This window comes from Streptomyces sp. NPDC020490, assembly GCF_044335305.1.
Lineage (GTDB): Bacteria > Actinomycetota > Actinomycetes > Streptomycetales > Streptomycetaceae > Streptomyces.
The window spans coordinates 109,456-128,208 of the sequence record NZ_JBIRUY010000019.1; the positions used below are offsets into that span (position 1 = coordinate 109,456).

At 72.2% G+C, this 18,753-nt stretch carries 13 protein-coding genes and 1 pseudogene; 9 read left to right on the forward strand and 5 right to left on the reverse strand.

Features of this window, described 5'->3' with window-relative positions; all coding sequences use genetic code 11:
- Nucleotides 1-284: 284 nt before the first annotated feature.
- The 3 genes and pseudogenes from ACH4ZX_RS21010 to ACH4ZX_RS21020 form a co-directional block, all read right to left on the reverse strand.
- Nucleotides 285-1,973, reverse strand: coding sequence for a penicillin-binding transpeptidase domain-containing protein (locus ACH4ZX_RS21010; RefSeq protein WP_398274659.1), 1,689 nt, complete (start codon nucleotides 1,971-1,973; stop codon nucleotides 285-287).
- Nucleotides 1,974-2,067: 94 nt separating this feature from the next.
- Nucleotides 2,068-2,652, reverse strand: a pseudogene (locus ACH4ZX_RS21015) (penicillin-binding transpeptidase domain-containing protein); the annotation flags it as partial.
- Nucleotides 2,653-2,731: 79 nt separating this feature from the next.
- Nucleotides 2,732-4,486 carry a dolichyl-phosphate-mannose--protein mannosyltransferase gene (locus ACH4ZX_RS21020; RefSeq protein ID WP_398274662.1) on the reverse strand — a complete coding sequence of 585 codons (1,755 nt, stop codon included), beginning with the start codon at nucleotides 4,484-4,486 and terminating at the stop codon, nucleotides 2,732-2,734.
- A gap of 96 nt (nucleotides 4,487-4,582) precedes the next feature.
- Between ACH4ZX_RS21020 and rsmI the strand changes: the two genes are divergently transcribed.
- The 9 genes from rsmI to ACH4ZX_RS21065 all read left to right on the forward strand — a co-directional run bounded on the left by rsmI (nucleotide 4,583) and on the right by ACH4ZX_RS21065 (nucleotide 16,406).
- Nucleotides 4,583-5,443: a 16S rRNA (cytidine(1402)-2'-O)-methyltransferase gene (gene rsmI, locus ACH4ZX_RS21025; protein WP_398274665.1), complete on the forward strand. Its 861-nt coding sequence runs from the start codon at nucleotides 4,583-4,585 to the stop codon at nucleotides 5,441-5,443.
- A 233-nt stretch (nucleotides 5,444-5,676) separates the two neighbouring features.
- A complete protein-coding gene (locus ACH4ZX_RS21030; protein ID WP_398274668.1) occupies nucleotides 5,677-6,156 on the forward strand; it encodes a hypothetical protein in 480 nt (159 codons plus the stop codon).
- Nucleotides 6,157-6,197: 41 nt separating this feature from the next.
- Entirely contained in the window at nucleotides 6,198-7,112 is a 915-nt protein-coding gene (locus ACH4ZX_RS21035; protein WP_398274671.1) for a TatD family hydrolase, read from the forward strand.
- Nucleotides 7,113-7,201: 89 nt separating this feature from the next.
- Complete coding sequence (gene rsmA / locus ACH4ZX_RS21040) at nucleotides 7,202-8,068, forward strand: 16S rRNA (adenine(1518)-N(6)/adenine(1519)-N(6))-dimethyltransferase RsmA (protein WP_398274674.1); 867 nt, start codon at nucleotides 7,202-7,204, stop codon at nucleotides 8,066-8,068.
- 130 nt (nucleotides 8,069-8,198) lie between these two features.
- The gene (locus ACH4ZX_RS21045) at nucleotides 8,199-9,128 is read left to right on the forward strand and encodes a 4-(cytidine 5'-diphospho)-2-C-methyl-D-erythritol kinase (protein WP_398274676.1); all 930 of its coding nucleotides are present in this window, start codon (nucleotides 8,199-8,201) and stop codon (nucleotides 9,126-9,128) included.
- A 481-nt stretch (nucleotides 9,129-9,609) separates the two neighbouring features.
- Nucleotides 9,610-11,427 carry an ABC-F family ATP-binding cassette domain-containing protein gene (locus ACH4ZX_RS21050; protein WP_398274679.1) on the forward strand — a complete coding sequence of 606 codons (1,818 nt, stop codon included), beginning with the start codon at nucleotides 9,610-9,612 and terminating at the stop codon, nucleotides 11,425-11,427.
- 243 nt (nucleotides 11,428-11,670) lie between these two features.
- Nucleotides 11,671-13,530: a PQQ-binding-like beta-propeller repeat protein gene (locus tag ACH4ZX_RS21055; protein WP_398274682.1), complete on the forward strand. Its 1,860-nt coding sequence runs from the start codon at nucleotides 11,671-11,673 to the stop codon at nucleotides 13,528-13,530.
- 75 nt (nucleotides 13,531-13,605) lie between these two features.
- Nucleotides 13,606-15,402: a PQQ-binding-like beta-propeller repeat protein gene (locus ACH4ZX_RS21060; protein ID WP_398274685.1), complete on the forward strand. Its 1,797-nt coding sequence runs from the start codon at nucleotides 13,606-13,608 to the stop codon at nucleotides 15,400-15,402.
- A gap of 308 nt (nucleotides 15,403-15,710) precedes the next feature.
- Entirely contained in the window at nucleotides 15,711-16,406 is a 696-nt protein-coding gene (locus tag ACH4ZX_RS21065; RefSeq protein WP_398274688.1) for a LuxR C-terminal-related transcriptional regulator, read from the forward strand.
- A 166-nt stretch (nucleotides 16,407-16,572) separates the two neighbouring features.
- Here the strand turns inward: ACH4ZX_RS21065 and ACH4ZX_RS21070 are convergent, their stop codons facing one another.
- Entirely contained in the window at nucleotides 16,573-16,977 is a 405-nt protein-coding gene (locus tag ACH4ZX_RS21070; RefSeq protein WP_398274691.1) for a hypothetical protein, read from the reverse strand.
- A gap of 31 nt (nucleotides 16,978-17,008) precedes the next feature.
- Nucleotides 17,009-18,700 (reverse strand): sodium:solute symporter family protein, encoded by a 1,692-nt coding sequence (locus ACH4ZX_RS21075; protein ID WP_398274694.1) that lies wholly within the window; start codon nucleotides 18,698-18,700, stop codon nucleotides 17,009-17,011.
- Nucleotides 18,701-18,753 lie beyond the last annotated feature (53 nt).

The window sequence follows — 18,753 nt, forward strand, 5'->3', positions numbered from 1 at the left end:
CGTGGGGGGGTGTTGTGGCTGTTTTGTGTGTGGTGCTCGTGGGCGGCGGCGCCGCCGCCCGGGGGGGGGGGGGGGGGGGGGGCGGCCGGCGCCCCCCCCCCCCCCCGACCGACCGGGGCGGCCTGCTCGCCGCCCTCGACCCTGCCGTCAGCCGTCAGCCGTCAGCGGTCAGCCGTCAGCGGTCAGCTGCCTGCCTTCAGCCGTGAGCCCGTCAGTCGGCGATCGCCTGCCGTCAGCCGACGACGCCGCCGCCTGCCGTCAGCCGACGACGACGCCGACGGCCGTCAGCCGCCTGCCTTCAGCAGCGCCGCCACGATCGGCCCCGCCGTGTCGCCGCCGTGCCCGCCCGCCTGCACCACGCCCGCCGCCGCGAGGTCGCCGCGGTACGCCGTGAACCAGCCGTTCGGCTTCTTCTGCCCGTCGACCTCCGCGGAGCCGGTCTTGGCGCCGTAGTCGGGGCCGAGCCCGGCCATGGCCTCGGCGGCCGTGCCGTACGCGGCCGTGTACCGCATCAGCTCGCGCAGCTGCGAGAGCGTGGACGCCGACAGGGTGCGCGAGGCGGTCGCCGTCTTGCGGTGGTCCACCGCCGGGGAGACCAGGTAGGGCTGGTGGAACGTGCCCGACTTCACCGTCGCGGCCACCGACGCCATGTTCAGCGGGTTCATGCGCACCCCGCCCTGCCCGATCAGCGACGCCGCCATCGGCGCCGCCGACTGCACCGGCACCGAGCCGTCGAAGGTCGGGACGCCGATCGCCCAGTTGTTCATCGACAGGCCGAAGACCTGCTGGGCCTGCTTGGTCAGGTCGTCGTTCTCGAGCTTCTTGGCCTGGCTGATGAAGGCCGTGTTGCAGGAGCGGGCGAAGCTCGCCTTGAACGTGCCGCCCTTGATCGAGAAGTCGTCGTCGTTGTGGAACTTCCAGCCGCCGTAGGTCACCGTCTTCGGGCAGGGGTGCACCTTGTCCGCCGACGCCAGACCCTTCTCGATCAGCAGCGACGACGTGATGATCTTCATGGTGGAGCCGGGTGCCAGCGAGCCCTGGAAGGCCGCGTTGAAGCCGTGCGAGGAGTTCGCCACGGCGAGGACCTCACCCGTCGAGTGACGCAGCACCACGACCGACGCACGCGCGCGTGCCGCCACCTTCTGCTCGGCCACCGCCTGCAGCGCCGGGCTCAGCGTCGTCTTCACCGAACCCGGCGTGCCCTTGCTCAGCTCCAGCAGCGTCTTGTCGGACAGCTTCGCCTTCTGCGACGCCTTGCCGCGCAGCACGCGCAGCTCCACGCCCGCCCGGCCGCCGGCGGTCTTGCCGTACTTCTCGCGCAGCCCGTCCAGGACCGGGCCCAGCGACGGGTACTTGGCCGTGGTCAGCTCGCCGCCGGCACGGTCGTAGGCCTTCACCGGGGGCGTGCCGGCGGCGCCGGTGACCAGTCTGTCGCCGTCCTTCAGGTCGGGGTGGACGACGGACGGCCGCCAGTCGACGACCGGCTCGCCGTCGGAGGCGCGCCGCACCACCGTCAGCGAACTGTCGTAGGCCAGCGGCTTGCTCGCGCCCTTGTACGACACCGTGCCCTTGACGGAGAAGGGGACCTTGGCGCCGGTGCGGGCACCCGCGGTGAGCGCGACGTCTTTGATGTGCGCGTCCTTGGTGTAACCGGCCAGCAGGGCGGCGGCCGCCGCCGAGTGGTCCGTGTCGGCCGCGTCCGTGGCGGCCGCGGCGGCGGTGGCCTTGCCCTTCTGCCAGGCGGTGAGGAACCGCTCGGCGGCGGAGGTGACCTCGGCGGCGGACAGCGGGCCGGTCTTCTTCGCGTGCCCGGCGGTGGCGGACGTCGGGGCCGTCCGGTCGTCGGCCGCGGCACCGCCGCCGTACAGCGCGTAGACGCCGAAGCCGGCGCCGCCGACGACCACGGCGATCATCCCGCCGACCACGGCGGGCCCCGTCTTCCGTCGCTCGGCGACGCGCCTTCTCTTGCCCACAGCCTGCGTTCCTCCGCGTTTCCCCAGGGTCCCCGTTGCCCTCGTCAGTCCCAACGACTGCACCACCCTAAAGTCCCGCCCGCACGGAGTGACGTCAGCCGCCGGTCCGTAGCACAGCTGCGACAATCGGACCGGCGGCGTCGATGCCGTGACCGCCGTCCTGGGTCATGGCCGCCGCGGCGACGTCGTCGCGGTATCCGGTGAACCAGCTGTCGGATTTCGCCTGCCCGTCGACCTCGGCGGAGCCGGTCTTGGCGCCGATGCTGCCGCTCAGACCGGCCATCACGCCGGCCGCGGTGCCGCTGGTCGCGGTGCGGTTCATCATGGCGCGCAGCTGCTGCACGGTACTCGCCGGCAGCCCCCGCGCGGTGGCCAGTTCCCGGTCGTCGAGGCTGCGCGGGACGATCACGGGCTGCCGGAAGACGCCCGTCGTCGCGGTCGCCGTCACCGACGCCAGGTTCAGCGGGCTCATCTGCACCTGGCCCTGGCCGATCAGGTTCGCCGCGGTGTCCGGGCCGCCGGAGGCGGGGACGGAGCCGTCGAAGGACGGGATGCCGGTCTTCCAGTCGTCCCGGCCGAGCCCGAACCGGTTCTGGGCCTCCTCGGTGAGGGAGTCCGCCTCCACCTCGTCCGCGTACTTCACGAAGGCCGTGTTGCAGGAGCGGGCGAAGCCGTCGGATGCCCGCAGGGTAAGCAGCGTGAGAGGCGGCTGTGAGGGGAGTTTCCCTTGTTGTCCGAAGACCGCCGGGCCGGGCCCGCTACACCCAGGTATCCAGCCACATCCGCGACCGCCAGTCGTCGATCGGGATGGCGGTGCCGGTGTACAGGGGCCAGAAGTAGATGAAGTTCCAGGCGATCAGCAGCACCAGCACGCCCGCGCCGGTGGCCCCGGCCACCCGGCGGGTGTCGCCGGCTCCGGGCGGTCCGACGATCGCGCCGAGCAGCATCGCCACCGCCAGGCACAGGAACGGCACGAAGACGACGGCGTAGAAGAAGAAGATCGTCCGCTCCTGGTACAGGAACCAGGGGAGGTAGCCGGCCGCGACGCCGCAGGCGATGGCGCCGGCCCGCCAGTCGCGGCGCAGCAGCCAGCGCCACAGGACGTAGACGACGGCGAAGGCGGCCGCCCACCACAGCAGCGGCGTGCCGAGCGCCAGCACCTCGCGCGCGCACTTCTCGCCCGCGTCGACGGGGCAGCCGTCCGTGCCGGGTGAGGGCGACTCGTAGAAGTACGACACCGGGCGGCCGTCGACGATCCAGCTCCACGGGTTGGACTGGTAGGTGTGCGGCGAGGACAGGCCGACGTGGAACTTGTAGACCTCGTGCTCGTAGTGCCACAGGCTGCGCCACCAGTCCGGGAACAGCCAGGTCCAGTCGCCGCCCTTGCCGTCGGTCGCGGCCCAGTTGCGGAAGTAGCCGCCGGAGCCGTCCGTCGGGGAGAGGATCCAGCCGGTCCACGAGACCAGGTACGTCACCAGCGCGACCGGCACCGTGGCGAGGAAGGCCAGGCCCACGTCGTGCTTGAGCACCGCCGTGTGCGGGTGGCGGGCGCCGGCCACCCTGCGGGAGCCGACGTCCCACAGCACGCTCATCACGCAGAACGCCACCATGACGTACAGGCCGTTCCACTTGGTGCCGATGGCCAGGCCCAGCATCAGGCCGGCCAGCCAGCGCCACGGCCGCCACAGCATGCTCAGGCCTCCCGCCACGTCCGCGTCCGGGCGGACCCGGCCGTCGGGGCCCACCGGGAGCGCGGCGGCGAGTTTCGCGCGCGCCTTGTCGCGGTCGATCAGCAGGCAGCCGAACGCGGCCAGCACGAAGAACATCAGCACCCCGTCGAGCAGCGAGGTGCGGCTCATCACGAAGTGCAGCCCGTCCACGGCCATCAGCGCGCCCGCGAGGCAGCCGAGGAAGGTGGAGCGGAACAGCCGGCGCCCGATGCGGCACAGCATCAGCACCGACAGCGTGCCCAGCAGCGCGGTCATGAACCGCCAGCCGAACGGGTCGAACCCGAAGATCAGCTCGCCCAGCCCGATGACGTACTTGCCGACCGGCGGATGTACCACGTACGCCGCGTCCGACGGGATCGTGACGTGCCCGTTCTTCGCCAGGATCAGGTCGTTGGCGTTCTTGCCCAGCTTGTCCCAGTTGACCTCGTAGCCGCGGTGGACGAGCGCCCAGGCGTCCTTGGCGTAGTACGTCTCGTCGAATATCACCGCCTTCGGGCTGCCCAGGTTCCAGAAGCGCATCAGGCCCGCGAACAGCGTGACCAGCAGCGGGCCGCCCCATCCCGACCAGCGTGTGAACCGGTCGGCGAGCGTCGGGGGCACACCGAGGACCTGCCACAGACGCGGGGCGGGCTCGGCGTACGGGGGCACCAGGCGCTCGCGCACGTCGCCGCCTGTGGGCCCCGCCCGGTAGCCGAAGCGGCGCAGCCGCTGCTGCCAGGACAGCCGCGGGTCGTGCGGGGACTGGCCCTGCCGGGTGTCCGTGGAGGACGCGGTACTGGTCACCGCGCCATCGTAGGGAACCGCGCTGTGTGAGTCCCGTGCATGGCCGGTACCGGTGCGGATGCGTCCCGTTCCGCGGGGCACTGGGAGGATGGTGGCGTGACTGGAACCCTTGTCTTGGCCGGTACCCCCATCGGCGACGTCGCGGACGCGCCGCCCCGGCTCGCGCAGGAACTGGCGGCGGCCGACGTCGTCGCCGCCGAGGACACCCGGCGGCTGCGGCGGCTGACGCACGCGCTGGGCGTCACCCCCCGGGGGCGGGTGGTGTCGTACTTCGAGGGCAACGAGTCCGCCCGCACCCCCGAACTGGTCGAGGAACTGGTGAACGGCGCGCGCGTGCTGCTGGTGACCGACGCCGGCATGCCGTCGGTGTCCGACCCCGGCTACCGGCTGGTCGCGGCGGCCGTCGAGAAGGACGTCCGGGTCACCGCCGTGCCCGGCCCGTCCGCCGTGCTCACCGCGCTCGCCCTGTCCGGGCTGCCCGTCGACCGGTTCTGCTTCGAGGGGTTCCTGCCGCGCAAGGCCGGCGAGCGGCTCACGCGGCTGCGCGAGGCGGCCGGGGAGCGGCGCACGCTCGTCTACTTCGAGGCCCCGCACCGGCTCGACGACACCCTCGCCGCCATGGCGGAGGTCTTCGGCGCCGAGCGCCGGGCCGCCGTCTGCCGGGAGCTGACCAAGACGTACGAGGAGGTCAGGCGCGGCGGTCTGGGGGAGCTCGCCGCCTGGGCTGCCGAGGGCGTGCGGGGCGAGATCACGGTCGTCGTCGAGGGCGCTCCGGAGCAGGCGCCCGGGGAACTCGACGCCGCGGAGCTGGTGCGCCGGGTGCGGGTGCGGGAGGAGGCGGGGGAACGGCGCAAGGAGGCCATCGCGGCGGTGGCGGCGGAGGCCGGGCTGCCCAAACGGGAGGTCTTCGACGCCGTTGTGGCGGCGAAGAACGCGGCTTCCCAGAGTGCTCCCTGAGACCTTCCGCACCCCCTCTGAGCAGGGCGCATCTCTACTGAGCGGGCGCCCCACGGGCAGGCAAAAGGGCTATCGTGGAGGGAAAGCCAGACCGGGCGAGCGGGACCGTTTCGGCAAGCAGTGTCCAAATCGGATCCAACACTCGGCAGGCCTGATGCATTCGCGCCGGTAGAAGCGTCCACTGGTGGCAGGGACGCACCCGTCCCTGTGTCCAGCGGACCAGAGGAGCTGGCATGAGCGAGATCGCAGGGCAGACCGGTTTCCGCCGCGCGGCGACCGCCGTCGTGCACGAGGCCTATTCCTTCGCCTGCATGCGCTGCGGGCAGGGCTGGGAGCAGTCGTACGAGATAGAGCACCACACCGACGCCGACGGCCAGGAGTTCGTCATGTACGTCGCCGACGGCGAGGTGGTGCCGTCGCCGTTGAGCAGGCCGACGTGCTTCAACTGCGACAGCCACGTCGTCCGGATCATGCGGGCCGGCCAGGTCTCCTCGGTGCGCGACGCGGTGCACCGGCACCGTACGGTGCCGCAGGCCGGGCCGGTGGAGGCGCCGCGGGTGCCGGTCGCGGAGGCCGCGCAGGCCGCGCAGGCATCCGTGGCGGCGGCAAGGGCCGCCGAGGCCGTGGCGGCCGCCGGGGGCGCGGGGGCCGGGGAACGTCGTCACTGGCAGCTGTCCGATCTCCTGCACCCCTTCCACCGCAGGGCGAGCTGATCACCCGCTGAGGCGGCATGCCCCTTCCGTAGGATCGGGGCATGCCTTCGAACGCCTCCGGTTCCCGCGACAAGCACGCGGCGCCACCGCTCCCGGAACCCCTCCGGGTGCCGGTGGCCGACTCCCACACCCATCTCGACATGCAGTCCGGCACGGTGGAGGAGGCCCTCGCGAAGGCCGCCTCGGTGGGCGTGACGACGGTCGTCCAGGTGGGGTGCGACGTAAGCGGCTCGCGGTGGGCCGCCGAGACGGCCGCCGCGTACGACGCCGTCCACGCGGCCGTCGCCCTGCACCCCAACGAGGCCCCGCGCATCGTGCACGGCGACCCCGACGGCTGGTCCAGGCAGGGAGCGCGGGAGCCGGGTGGGAACGCCGGCCTCGACGAGGCCCTCGCCGAGATCGACCGGCTGGCCGCGTTGCCGCAGGTCAAGGGCGTCGGTGAGACCGGGCTCGACTACTTCCGCACCGGGCCCGAGGGCAAGGAGGCGCAGGAGCGCTCCTTCCGCGCCCACATCGAGATCGCCAAGCGGCACGGCAAGGCCCTCGTCATCCACGACCGCGACGCCCACGCCGACGTGCTGCGCGTGCTGAAGGAGGAGGGCGCGCCGGAGCGGACGGTGTTCCACTGCTACTCCGGGGACGCCGAGATGGCCGAGGTGTGCGCCGCCGCCGGGTACTTCATGTCCTTCGCCGGCAACGTCACCTTCAAGAACGCCCAAGCCCTGCGGGACGCCCTGGCGGTGGCCCCCCTCGAACTGCTGCTGGTGGAGACGGACGCGCCCTTCCTGACGCCGGCGCCCTACCGCGGCCGGCCCAATGCCCCGTATCTCGTGCCGGTCACCGTGCGCGCCATGGCCGCCGTGCGCGGCATCGACGAGGACGCGCTGGCCACGGCACTCGCCGCGAACACCGCGCGCGCGTTCGGGTACGCGCCCACGGTGTGCGACCCCGCGTAGCCGGGGCGCCCGCGCCGCACCAGGGGGCGCGGGCGGGCGCGGGCGCACGGGTGAGCGGGGCCGCTCCGGCGCCCCGTACCCTTGTCGCCGTGAGCAGCCCCACCCCCGACGCCCTCCTGGGCCCCGCCGACGTCCGCGAACTGGCGGCCGCCCTCGGAGTGCGCCCCACCAAGCAGCGCGGCCAGAACTTCGTGATCGACGCGAACACGGTCCGCCGCATCGTCCGCACCGCCGAGGTCCGCCCGGACGACGTGGTGGTGGAGGTCGGCCCGGGGCTCGGCTCCCTCACCCTCGCGCTGCTGGAAGCCGCCGACCGCGTCATCGCCGTCGAGATCGACGACGTGCTGGCCGCCGCCCTGCCCGCCACCGTCGTGGCCCGCATGCCGCAGCGCGCCGACCGCTTCGCGCTGGTCCACTCCGACGCGATGCAGGTGACCGAACTGCCGGGCCCGCCGCCGACCGCGCTGGTCGCGAACCTCCCGTACAACGTCGCCGTGCCCGTCCTGCTGCACATGCTCGACACCTTCCCGAGCATCGAGCGCACCCTCGTCATGGTCCAGGCGGAGGTCGCCGACCGCCTCGCCGCCGCCCCCGGCTCGAAGGTCTACGGCGTCCCGTCCGTGAAGGCCAACTGGTACGCCGACGTCAAGCGGGCCGGTGCCATCGGCCGCAACGTCTTCTGGCCCGCTCCGAACGTCGACAGCGGGCTGGTCTCGCTCGTCCGCCGGGCCGAGCCGGTCAAGACCACCGCCTCGAAGGCCGAGGTGTTCGCCGTCGTCGACGCCGCGTTCGCGCAGCGGCGCAAGACACTGCGGGCCGCGCTCGCCGGGTGGGCCGGATCGGCCGCCGCCGCCGAGGCGGCCCTGGTCGCCGCCGGGGTGTCGCCGCAGGCGCGCGGAGAGGCCCTGGCCGTCGAGGAGTTCGCGCGCATCGCCGAGCACCGCCGGCCCGCATGACCCGCCGGCCGGCTTCGGCCCCGGCCGCCGGATCCGCCCGGCCCAGCCCGCCGAGTCCGCTCGGCTCAGCTCGCCCAGTCCGCCGAGTCCGCCCAGCTCAGTCCGCCGAGAACAAGGAGCCCGGTCAGCAGTGAGCGTCACCGTACGCGTGCCCGCCAAGGTCAACGTCCAGCTCGCGGTGGGCGCCGCCCGCCCCGACGGGTATCACGACCTGGCCAACGTCTTCCTCGCGGTCGGCCTGTACGACGAGGTCACGGTCACCCCGGCCGAGGAACTCCGCGTCACCTGCGACGGCCCGGACGCCGACCAGGTCCCCCTCGACCGCACGAACCTGGCGGCGCGCGCGGCCGAGGCTCTCGCTGCGCGGTACGGGCTCCGTCCCGACGTGCACATCCACATCGCCAAGGACATCCCGGTGGCCGGCGGCATGGCGGGCGGCAGCGCGGACGGCGCGGGCGCGCTGGCGGCGTGCGACGCGCTGTGGGGCACCGGCGCCTCGCGCGAGGAACTCCTCGACATCTGCGCCGAACTGGGCAGCGACGTGCCGTTCAGCCTGGTCGGCGGGGCGGCGCTCGGCACCGGGCGGGGCGAGAAACTGGAGCTCCTCGAGGTCGGCGGCACCTTCCACTGGGTGTTCGCGATGGCCGCGCGCGGGCTGTCGACGCCGGCCGTCTTCCGCGAGTTCGACCGGCTGGGCGAGGGCGTCGAGATCCCCGCCCCGGTCGCCTCCCGGGAACTGCTCGACGCCCTCGCGTCGGGCGACCCCGACGCGCTCGCCGCCGCCGTCTCCAACGACCTGCAGCCCGCCGCCCTCTCGCTCTTCCCCGAACTCGCCGCCACCCTCGCCGCCGGCCGCGCCGCGGGCGCGCTGGCCGCGCTGGTCTCGGGCTCGGGCCCGACCACGGCGTTCCTCGCCCGCGACCCCCGGTCGGCGGCCGCGGTGGCGCAGGCCCTGCACGCCTCGGGCACGTGCCGAACGGTGCGTACGGCGTCGGGACCGGCGCCCGGCGCTACGGTGCTCGGCGCGGCGCGCGACGAGAGCGTGCACGCCGGCGCGTGACGAACGCCGTCCCGCCCGGCGCGGGAGTGCAGGCGCAGGCCTGGCGCGAAGCGAAGCAGCGGACGCCGGGCGCGGGACGAAGCGTGCGCGCCGGGCGCGACGCGGAGTGGTGCACGCCGGGCCGGGGGCGCGGCAGCGCACGCCTGGGCGTGCAGCGGAGCAGCACGCCCAGGCGTGACACGGAGTCGCGTGCGCCGCGTGCCGCGTGCCGGGTGCCGGGTGCCGGGCGCCGAGCGCGAGGCGAAGTGGTGCGCGCTGGGCGCGGGACGAAGTGTGCGCGCCGGGTGTGAGGTGGAGTGGTGCCCGCCAGGCGTGAGGCGAGGCAGCGCACGCCGGGCGTGAAGCGGAGTCGTAGGCGCCGGGCCTGAAGTCAAGTCGTGCGCCGGACGGTGCCCAGGGCAGTGCAGTGACCGCCGCGACCGCCCACCGGCCGGCGCACATTAGGCTGGGAGGCTGACCGATCCCCCCGGGCAGGAGAGAAATGGCCGTCAACCTGGTCAATGTCGAGAACGTCAGCAAGGTGTACGGCACCCGTGCCCTCCTCGACGGCGTCTCCCTCGGCGTCTCCGAAGGGGACCGCATCGGTGTCGTCGGCCGCAACGGCGACGGCAAGACCACCCTGATCCGGATGCTGGCCAAGCTGGAGGAGACCGACACCGGAAGGGTCACGCACTCCGGCGGGCTCCGGCTCGGCGTGCTGACCCAGCACGACTCCCTCGACCCGGCCGCCACCGTCCGCCACGAGGTCATCCGGGACCTGGCCGACCACGAGTGGGCCGGGAACGCGAAGATCCGGGATGTGCTGACGGGGCTGTTCGGCGGCCTCGACCTGCCGGGGTTCCCGCAGGGACTGGACACCGTCATCGGCCCGCTCTCCGGCGGCGAGCGGCGCCGTATCGCGCTCGCCAAGCTGCTCATCGACGAGCAGGACCTGATCGTCCTGGACGAGCCGACGAACCACCTCGACGTCGAGGGCATCGCCTGGCTGGCGCGCCACCTGCGCGAGCGGCGTTCCGCCCTCGTGTGCGTCACCCACGACCGCTGGTTCCTCGACCAGGTCTGCACGCGCATGTGGGACGTGCAGCGCGGGACCGTGTACGAGTACGAGGGCGGCTACTCCGACTACGTCTTCGCGCGCGCCGAGCGCGAGCGCATCGCCGCGACCGAGGAGGTCAAGCGGCAGAACCTGGTCCGCAAGGAGCTGGCCTGGCTGCGGCGCGGCGCGCCCGCCCGCACCTCCAAGCCCCGCTTCCGGGTCGAGGCGGCCAACGAGCTCATCAAGGACGTACCGCCGCCGCGCGACAGCAGCGAGCTGATGAAGTTCGCCTCCTCGCGGCTCGGCAAGACGGTCTTCGACCTCGAGGACGTCACCGTGCAGGCCGGCCCGAAGGTGCTGCTCAAGCAGGTCACCTGGCAGCTCGGACCCGGCGACCGCATCGGCCTGGTCGGCGTCAACGGCGCCGGGAAGACCTCCCTGCTGCGGGCGATGGCCGAAGCGGCGCGGACGGAGGGCGAGGCGCAGCCCGCGGGCGGCCGGATCGCCGTCGGCAAGACCGTCAAGCTGGCCTACCTCTCGCAGGAGGTGGGCGAACTCGACCCCAACCTGCGCGTGCTGGAGGCCGTGCAGCGGGTGCGCGAGCGCGTCGACCTCGGCAAGGGACGGGAGATGACGGCCGGGCAGCTGTGCGAGACGTTCGGCTTCAACAAGGAGAAGCAGTGGACGCCCGTCGGCGACCTGTCCGGCGGTGAACGCCGCCGCCTGCAGCTGCTCCGCCTGCTCATGGACGAGCCCAACGTGCTCTTCCTCGACGAGCCCACCAACGACCTCGACATCGAGACGCTCAACCAGCTGGAGGACGTCCTCGACGGCTGGCCCGGCTCGATGATCGTCATCTCGCACGACCGGTTCTTCATCGAGCGCACCACGGACCGGGTGTTCGCGCTGCTCGGCGACGCCACGCTGCGGATGCTGCCGCGCGGCATCGACGAGTACCTGGAGCGCCGCCACCGCATGGAGGAAGCGGCGGCCGCCTCGGCGCCGGTCACCGAGAAGCCCGCCGACGACGCCGGAGCCCCCCAGCGGAGCGCCGCCGACCAGCGGGCGGCGAAGAAGGAACTGCAGAAGATCGAGCGGCAGTTGGACAAGGTCTCCGAGCGCGAGAGCAAGCTGCACGCCCAGATCGCCGAGCACGCGACCGACTTCGGGAAGGTCGCCGAACTCGACGCCGAACTGCGGGACCTGGCCGGCCAGCGCGAGGAGCTGGAGCTGCGCTGGCTGGAACTGGCGGAAGACGCTTAGGAATCCGCGCCGCACCGGGCCCACGCGAAGGCGCCGCGCGCGCCGAGTGAAGGGGCCGTGAAGGCGCGTAACGAGGGCATCACGGGCCGGTCCTCCCTTGGGAACAGGGGAGGACACGGCCCCCTTCGCTGTCGGTGCAGGGTGATACAAAGGGCCGTCTGAGAACTGTCTGAGTACGACTCTGGGTCCGTCACGTGCCGCAGGGCCTGGCTAAAAATCAGTGAACGAGGGGGAGAGGCGCTGATGACTCAGCCGCCCAACCAGCCGCCGCAGCCCGGCGGTTTCGGAGCACCGCAGGACCAGCCGCCGCAGCAGCCGCAGGGCGGCTTCGGGGCTCCGCAGACCCCGCCGCCCCCGCAGACCCCGCCGTCCGGCCCGCCCCAGCCCGGCTACGGCTACCCCCAGGCCCCCCAGGCCCCCCAGGCCCCCCAACCCCCGCAGCAGCCCGGCCCGTACGGCCAGCAGCCCGCCGCCGGCCCCTACGGCCAGCCGCAGCCCGGTCCGTACGCGCAGGGCCCGTACGCACAGGGCCCGTACGGCCGGCCCGGTCAGTCCGGCCCGTACGGTCAGCCGCAGCAGCCGGGGCCGTACGGCCAGCAGCCCGGATACGGCTACCCGCAGCCGCAGTACCCCGGCGCGCCCGGCACCCCGCCGCCCGGCTCCGGCTCCGGCAACCCCTTCAAGGGCAGGCCCGCCCTCGTCGTCGCCGCGGCGGTGGCCGCGCTGGCCGTGATCGGCGGCACCGTCTTCGCCCTCACCAGCGGGGGCGACGACGGCGACGGCAAGCCGGTCGCGCAGAAGAGCGACGATCCCAAGGCGTCCGCGTCCGTCTCCGCCCCGGTCAACCCCGGTGACGGCAGCGGCGACGGCGGTGCGGACCCGGAGAACTTCAACGCCGGCCGCCAGGCCGGTGAGGCGAAGGTGCTCTGGTACAAGGAGGCCCCGGACGCGCCCGGTTCCGGCGCCGACGCCCCCGGCATGTGGATCACCGACAAGGCGGCGGTGAAGGCGGCCTACAAGCAGGTCACCGCGTACAACGTCGGCGACGGCAATCCCGCCTGGGACCCGATCACCCTCCCGCAGAAGGTCTGCGCCGTCACCCCGCAGAAGTCGGCCGACGACAAGATCGTCGTGGCGTACGAGAGCGGCACCAGCGACCGCGCCAAGTGCAACCAGCTCCAGCAACTCGACCTGAACACCGGCAAGAAGGGCTGGAGCACCAAGATCGGCGACGGCGCGCTGTTCGACAGCGCGATCACCATCAGCATGTCCATCACCGGGAACACGCTGATGGTGGGCCGCTCGCAGTCCGGGGTGGCCTACGACCTCGCGACCGGCAAGAAGCTGTACGAGAAGACGAAGTACGGCGAGTCCTGCTTCCCGACCGCCTTCGCCGGCGGCAGCAAGCTGATCTCCGTCGCGTCCTGCGACGCCACCGGGTCGAACGAGCACGACGAGATCCAGGAGCTCGACCCGGCCACGGGCAAGGCGAAGTGGACGCAGAAGTTCGACAAGGGCTGGACGATCGCGCGCACGTACTCCCTCGACCCGCTGGTCGTCTACAGCACGAACAAGGACAAGAAGGCGTGGAACATCGCCGCCTTCACCTCCAGCGGCAAGTTCCGCTCGCAGGTGGGCTTCGACGAGGACTTCGCCCCCGAGTGCGGCTGGGCCATCCTCCAGCGTGACCTGCAGGGCTGCCAGGGCGTGGCCGTCGACGGCAACACCCTGTACCTGCCCACGGAGGCGACCACCGGGGCGAACGAGGTGGTGGCGATAAACCTCGCGAACGGCAAGGAGAAGTGGCGCGTCAAGTCCCCGGCGGACGAGTCGATGCTGCCGATGAAGGTCGAGGGCGGCAAGCTCATCGCGTACGTGGAGCCGTCCTACGACGCGGGCGGTCAGGTCGTGGCGATCCCGACGAGCGGTTCCGGCCACAAGCCGGTCAAGCTGCTGCAGAACCCGCAGAGCACCGCCGAGATCGAGAACGGCTTCTACTCGAAGGCCTTCGACTGGGTGGACGGCCGCTTCTACCTCTCCTCGACCCGGCTGACCGGCAACGACGAGGCGAAGGAGAAGTTGATGCTCGCCTTCGGCAAGTGACCGCCTTCGGCAAGTGACCCTTCCGCCGCATCTCCGCCCGCCGTCCGCCACCCCCGTTTCCGAGGTACCCCCTTCATGACCCAGCCGCCGCCTCCGCCGCCCAACCAGCCCCCGCAGCAGGGCGGCTTCGGCCCGCCCCAGGACCAGCCGCAGCCCCCGCAGCCGGGCTACGGCTACCCGCAGCAGCCCCAAGCGCCCCAGCAGCCCCAGTCCCAGCCCCCACAGCCACCCACCACCCCGACCCCGCAGGCGCCGCCGGGCTACGGCTACCCGGGCCAGCAGCCGAACCCGTACGGTCAGCAGCCGAACCCATACGGTCAGCAGCCGAATCCCTACGGTCAGCAGCCCGGCTACGGCTATCCGCAGGCCACCGTGCCGATGTACCCGCAGGTGGGAGCGCCGGCCGGCGGGCGGAAGCTCAACCCGCAGGTGCTGATCGTCGTCGCGGCCGTCGCGGCGATCGCGCTGATCATCGGCGGCGGCATCTGGTACTCGTCCGGCAAGGACGACGGCAAGAAGGACGACACCGCCAGCTCCAGCGGCGGCACCGGCGGCAAGGACGGGAAGGACGACAAGGGCGACACCGGGGGCACGGCCTCCGGCGGCGAGGAGAAGGTGCCGTCCGACCCGAACGCCCAGGTCCTCTTCCAGATCCCGGCGCCCCAGGTCAAGGGCGACAGCAGCGTCGTCGTCTCCGGCTCGTGGCTCACCGATAAGGCGTACGTCAAGAGCGGCGTCGCCGAGATCGACGGCTACGACCCGGCCAAGGGCACCAAGCTGTGGACGATCAAGCTGCCCGGCCCGGTGTGCCAGGCCAGCCCGCACACCACCGACAACGGCCTGACGGCGATCGTCTACGAGCCCGCGATGCCCACCAAGGCGGAGCCGTCGCACGGCTGCAGCCAGGTCGCGGCGCTCGACCTGAACACGGGCAAAAAGCTGTGGACCAAGACGGTCAAGTCCGGTGACCGCCTGATCAGCCTGGACAACGTCACGGTCAGCGCGGAGACGGTCGCGGTGGGCAGCACCAGCGGCGGTGCGGCGTTCAACATCTCCGACGGCAAGACGCTGTGGGCCCCGAAGGCGACCGACAGCTGCTACGACGCCGGGTACGGCGGCGGGCCGAAGCTGGTCGCGGTGCGCAAATGCGGCTCGTACGACCAGCGGCAGCTGCACATCCAGACCATCGACCCGAAGTCCGGGAAGGTGATCTCGGAGTACAAGATGAGCGACGGCATCGAGTACGCCGCCGTCGTGTCGACCGACCCGCTGGTCGTGGCCGCCGACGTCGGCGACAGCGCGGGCGACGGCAGCGGAATCTCCGACTTCTTCTCCATCGACAACAAGACCGGCGAGCTGCGCACCCGGATCTCGGCGCCGGGCGACCAGTACGCGGCCCGCTGCGACGGCATAACGAAGATCGAGTACTGCACCGGACTCGCCGTCGGCGCCGACCGGCTCTACGTGCCGACCGAGGAGGACGACACCTCCGGGACGTACGGCCGGGCCAACGAGATCGTCGCCTTCGACCTGGCCACCGGCAGGATGACCGGCGGGCGGGCCGACTCCGGCGACGGCTACACCATCACCCCGGTGCGCATGGACGGCAGCAACCTGATCGCGTACAAGCGGCCGCCGTACGACAAGGGCGGCCAGATCGTCAGCATCGACGGGGACTCCCTCAAGGAGACCAAGCTCCTGGAGAACCCGGCGACGGAGTCGGTGCGGGACGCGGAGACCAGCATGTCCCCGGACTACTCCGAGATCATCTACTCGCAGGGCCGCCTGTACATGTCCGCCGTCTACGCGGACAAGCCGTCGAGCGCGGAGGACAAGGAGTACCTCGCGCTCGCCTTCGGCACCGGCGGCTGACCCGTCGGCCCGGCCCGTCGCACGCCCCGTCGGCCCCGCCCCTGTTCAGGGAATCCCTGTCCGAGGGGGCGGGGCCGCCGCGCTTACCGTCCAGGACCCGCGAAAACCCGGAGAACGAGAAATTCCGCTGATCCGGGGCACTTCTCGCCGGTAGGGGGAGCGCAACGTCGAACAAGCGTGTAGCTTCCGGGGGCATGAGAAGCGGGGGGAGCCGGGAGGGGGCTTCTGTCCGTGCGGACCAGTGGACCAGTGGGCATCCATAGTGGGGCGTCGGTGGGGACCACTGGGGGGACTGGGGGGTTTGCTCGATGGGTGTGCGGCTGATGGTGGTCGACGACCACCGACTGCTCGCCGAGGCGCTGGCCTCGGCGCTGAAGCTGCGGGGACACCGGGTGCTCGCCGCGGCGGCGCCCGCCGCGGGCGCGGCGGAACTGGTGATCAGCCGTGCGCCGGAGGTGTGCCTGCTGGGCACGGCGACTCCGGCCGAGCCGGGCGTCTTCGACCCGGTGGTGAAGATCAAGCGGGAGCGGCCGCAGGTCGCCGTGCTGGTGCTGGGCCCGGTGCCCAGCCCGCGCGGCATCGCGGCCGCCTTCGCCGCGGGCGCCTCCGGCTACGTACGGCACGACGAGCGCATCGAGGGCGTCGAGCGGGCGATCATGAAGGCCAGGGCGGGTGAGGCGGCGGTGGCCCCGCAGTTGCTCCAGGACGCCTTCAGCGAGCTGCTGAACCCCGCGGCCCAGCCCGACGACGAGGGCCAGCGCCTGCTGCAGATGCTCACCCCGAGGGAGGTCGAGGTCCTGGTCAGGGTCGCCGACGGGGAGGACACCCGGCTGATCGCGGCCGGTATGGGCATCGCCCCGTCCACCGCCCGCACCCACGTGCAGCGCGTCCTGATGAAACTGGGCGTCGGCTCCCGCCTGGAGGCGGCGGCCCTGGCGGCCCGGACCGGGCTGCTGGACAGGGCGGGCCCGCTCCCGCGCGAACCGCGCCCGTCGGACTCCTGACAGCGGAGAGCCGTCCCGGCCGCCGCCGCGCGCTTCAACGGGACACCCGTCCGGCCCCTGTCCGGCCCCGGTCCGGCCACCGGCCCGGGCGTGGCGGGGCCGGCAGCCCTGAGCGGGACGCCCCTCAGCGGACCCCGCCCCGGCGTCGCGCCCCGCCCCGCCGCCGTCAGCGCGCCGGTGCGTCCGGCTCGTCCCGCGGCCCCGGCGCGGTCTCGGTCTCCGGGGTCGGCGGGGTCGGCGGGGGCGTCGGGCGCAGCTTCAGCCAGGCCAGGAAGAAGATGCCCAGCAGCAGCATCCCCAGCCCGGTCCACAGGTTGATGTTGACGCCCTGCGCCTTGTCGATCTCGGCGGCGGAGTCCGTCAGGCCGGTGATCGTGACGATGACGCCGTAGAGCACGAAGAGGCCGCCGATGATGCGGCGGAGGTCGAAGATGCGGGCCGCGGTGGCGGACTTGGCCTCCAGGTCGGAGACCTCCCGCTGGACGTCCTTCTCGGAGTAACCGGAGGAACCGGAGTAGCCGGAGTGATTGGGCTGACCGGACTGATCGGATGGTCCGGACTGTTCGCTCATGGTCTCAGACTCCCTTGTCGGCGGGCCCGCGTCAGATCGAGAACGGGATGTAGCAGGCGGCGGCGAGGATCACGGCGCCCCAGCCCAGCAGGGCCGGCTTGCGGTACCAGGCGTCGTCGCCGGCGGCGGGCGGCTCGGCCATGCCGGGGGAGCGGGTGCCGTAGACCAGGCCCTGCAACTCCTCCTGCGGCTTCGGCTCGGTGAACAGGGACACGGCGACCATGACCACCGCGCCGGCGACGAAGCCGGCGATCGCCGAGACGAAGTTGGCGCCCTGGTCGGTGGGGATGCTGATGACGTCCTGCTTGTACAGGACGAAGTAGTTGACCATCGCGGCCGTCGTGCCGGCCAGCAGACCCCAGAAGCCGGACTTCATGGACGCGCGCTTCCAGAACATGCCGACGACGAAGACGACGAACATCGGCACGTTGAAGAAGGAGAACAGCGTCTGCAGGTAGCTCATGATGTTCGAGAACGACGACGCCAGGAACGCCGTCCCGATCGACGCCAGCACGCCGATCGCGGTGATGAGCCGGCCGAACTTCACGTAGTAGCCGTCCTCGCGGCCCCGGATGACGTACCGCCCCCAGATGTCGTTGGTGAACACCGTGTTGAAGGACGACACGTTGGCCGCCATGCCCGCCATGAAGGCGGCGACGAGGCCGGTCACCGCGATGCCGAGCACACCGTTGGGCAGCAGTTCCTTCATCAGGTACGGGATCGCGTGGTTGTACTGGTAGTCCGAGCCGGAGGTGCCGATGTCGGGCAGCAGCACGGCGGCGACCAGGCCCGGGATCATGACCAGGAACACGATGAAGATCTTGGGGAACGCGGCGATCAGCGGGGTGCGCTGGGCCGCGGAGAGGTTCTTCGCGGACAGGGCGCGCTGCACCTCGGCGAAGTTGGTCGTCCAGTAGCCGAAGGAGAGCACGAAGCCGAGGCCGAGCACGATGGTCAGCCAGTTGGCGCCCAGCGGGTTGGAGTCGCCGATGCCGGTGCCGCCCCAGGCGGTGACGAAGTTGTCGCCGTGGGTCGCCGTGAGCTTGTCCGTCAGGCCGCCCCAGCCGCCGACCTTCTTCAGGCCCAGCGCGACGATCGGGATGAGCGCGGCGAGGATGACGAAGAACTGCAGCACCTCGTTGTAGATCGCGGACGACAGACCGCCGAGGGTGATGTACGCCAGCACGAAGAAGCCGGCGACCACGATCGCCACCCACTGCGGCCAGCCGAGCAGGGCCTCCACGATGATCGCCAGTGAGTACAGGTTCACGCCGGCGATCAGCACGGCGGCGAAGGCGAACAGGGCCGAACTCAGCAGGTGCGCCCACTTGTCGAAGCGCAGCAGCAGGAACTCGGGGACCGAGCGCACCTTGGAGCCGTAGTAGAAGGGCATCATCACCAGGCCGAGGAAGACCATGGCCGGGATGGCGCCGATCCAGTACCAGTGCACGGTGTAGGCGCCGTACTGCGCGCTGTTGGCGGCCATGCCGAGGATCTCGGTGGCGCCGAGGTTGGCGGAGATGAAGGCCAGACCGGTGATCCAGGCGGGCAGTGAGCGGCCGGAGAGGAAGAAGTCGAGGCTCGTCCTCACCGACTGGCGGGCGGCGAAGCCGATGCCCAGGACGACGGCGAAGTAGATGCCGAGGATCGTGTAGTCGAGTGCGTTCGTCGGGAGTCGTAGCGCCGCGGCCAGGTCGGTGGCCGCATGTGTGGGGGTTTGCATAAGAACTCGCTTCGTTGCGCGAACTGATCCGGTGCGGAACCTACGCCTCCGCG

Bases quoted from the DNA above. Each gene is read 5' to 3' on its own strand.
- ACH4ZX_RS21030 (WP_398274668.1), top strand. From the start codon at position 5,677: ATGAGCGAGATCGCAGGGCAGACCGGTTTCCGCCGCGCGGCGACCGCC.
- ACH4ZX_RS21035 (WP_398274671.1), top strand. From the start codon at position 6,198: ATGCCTTCGAACGCCTCCGGTTCCCGCGACAAGCACGCGGCGCCACCG.
- ACH4ZX_RS21050 (WP_398274679.1), top strand. From the start codon at position 9,610: ATGGCCGTCAACCTGGTCAATGTCGAGAACGTCAGCAAGGTGTACGGC.
- ACH4ZX_RS21055 (WP_398274682.1), top strand. From the start codon at position 11,671: ATGACTCAGCCGCCCAACCAGCCGCCGCAGCCCGGCGGTTTCGGAGCA.
- ACH4ZX_RS21060 (WP_398274685.1), top strand. From the start codon at position 13,606: ATGACCCAGCCGCCGCCTCCGCCGCCCAACCAGCCCCCGCAGCAGGGC.
- ACH4ZX_RS21065 (WP_398274688.1), top strand. From the start codon at position 15,711: ATGGGTGTGCGGCTGATGGTGGTCGACGACCACCGACTGCTCGCCGAG.
- ACH4ZX_RS21070 (WP_398274691.1), bottom strand. From the start codon at position 16,977: ATGAGCGAACAGTCCGGACCATCCGATCAGTCCGGTCAGCCCAATCAC.
- ACH4ZX_RS21075 (WP_398274694.1), bottom strand. From the start codon at position 18,700: ATGCAAACCCCCACACATGCGGCCACCGACCTGGCCGCGGCGCTACGA.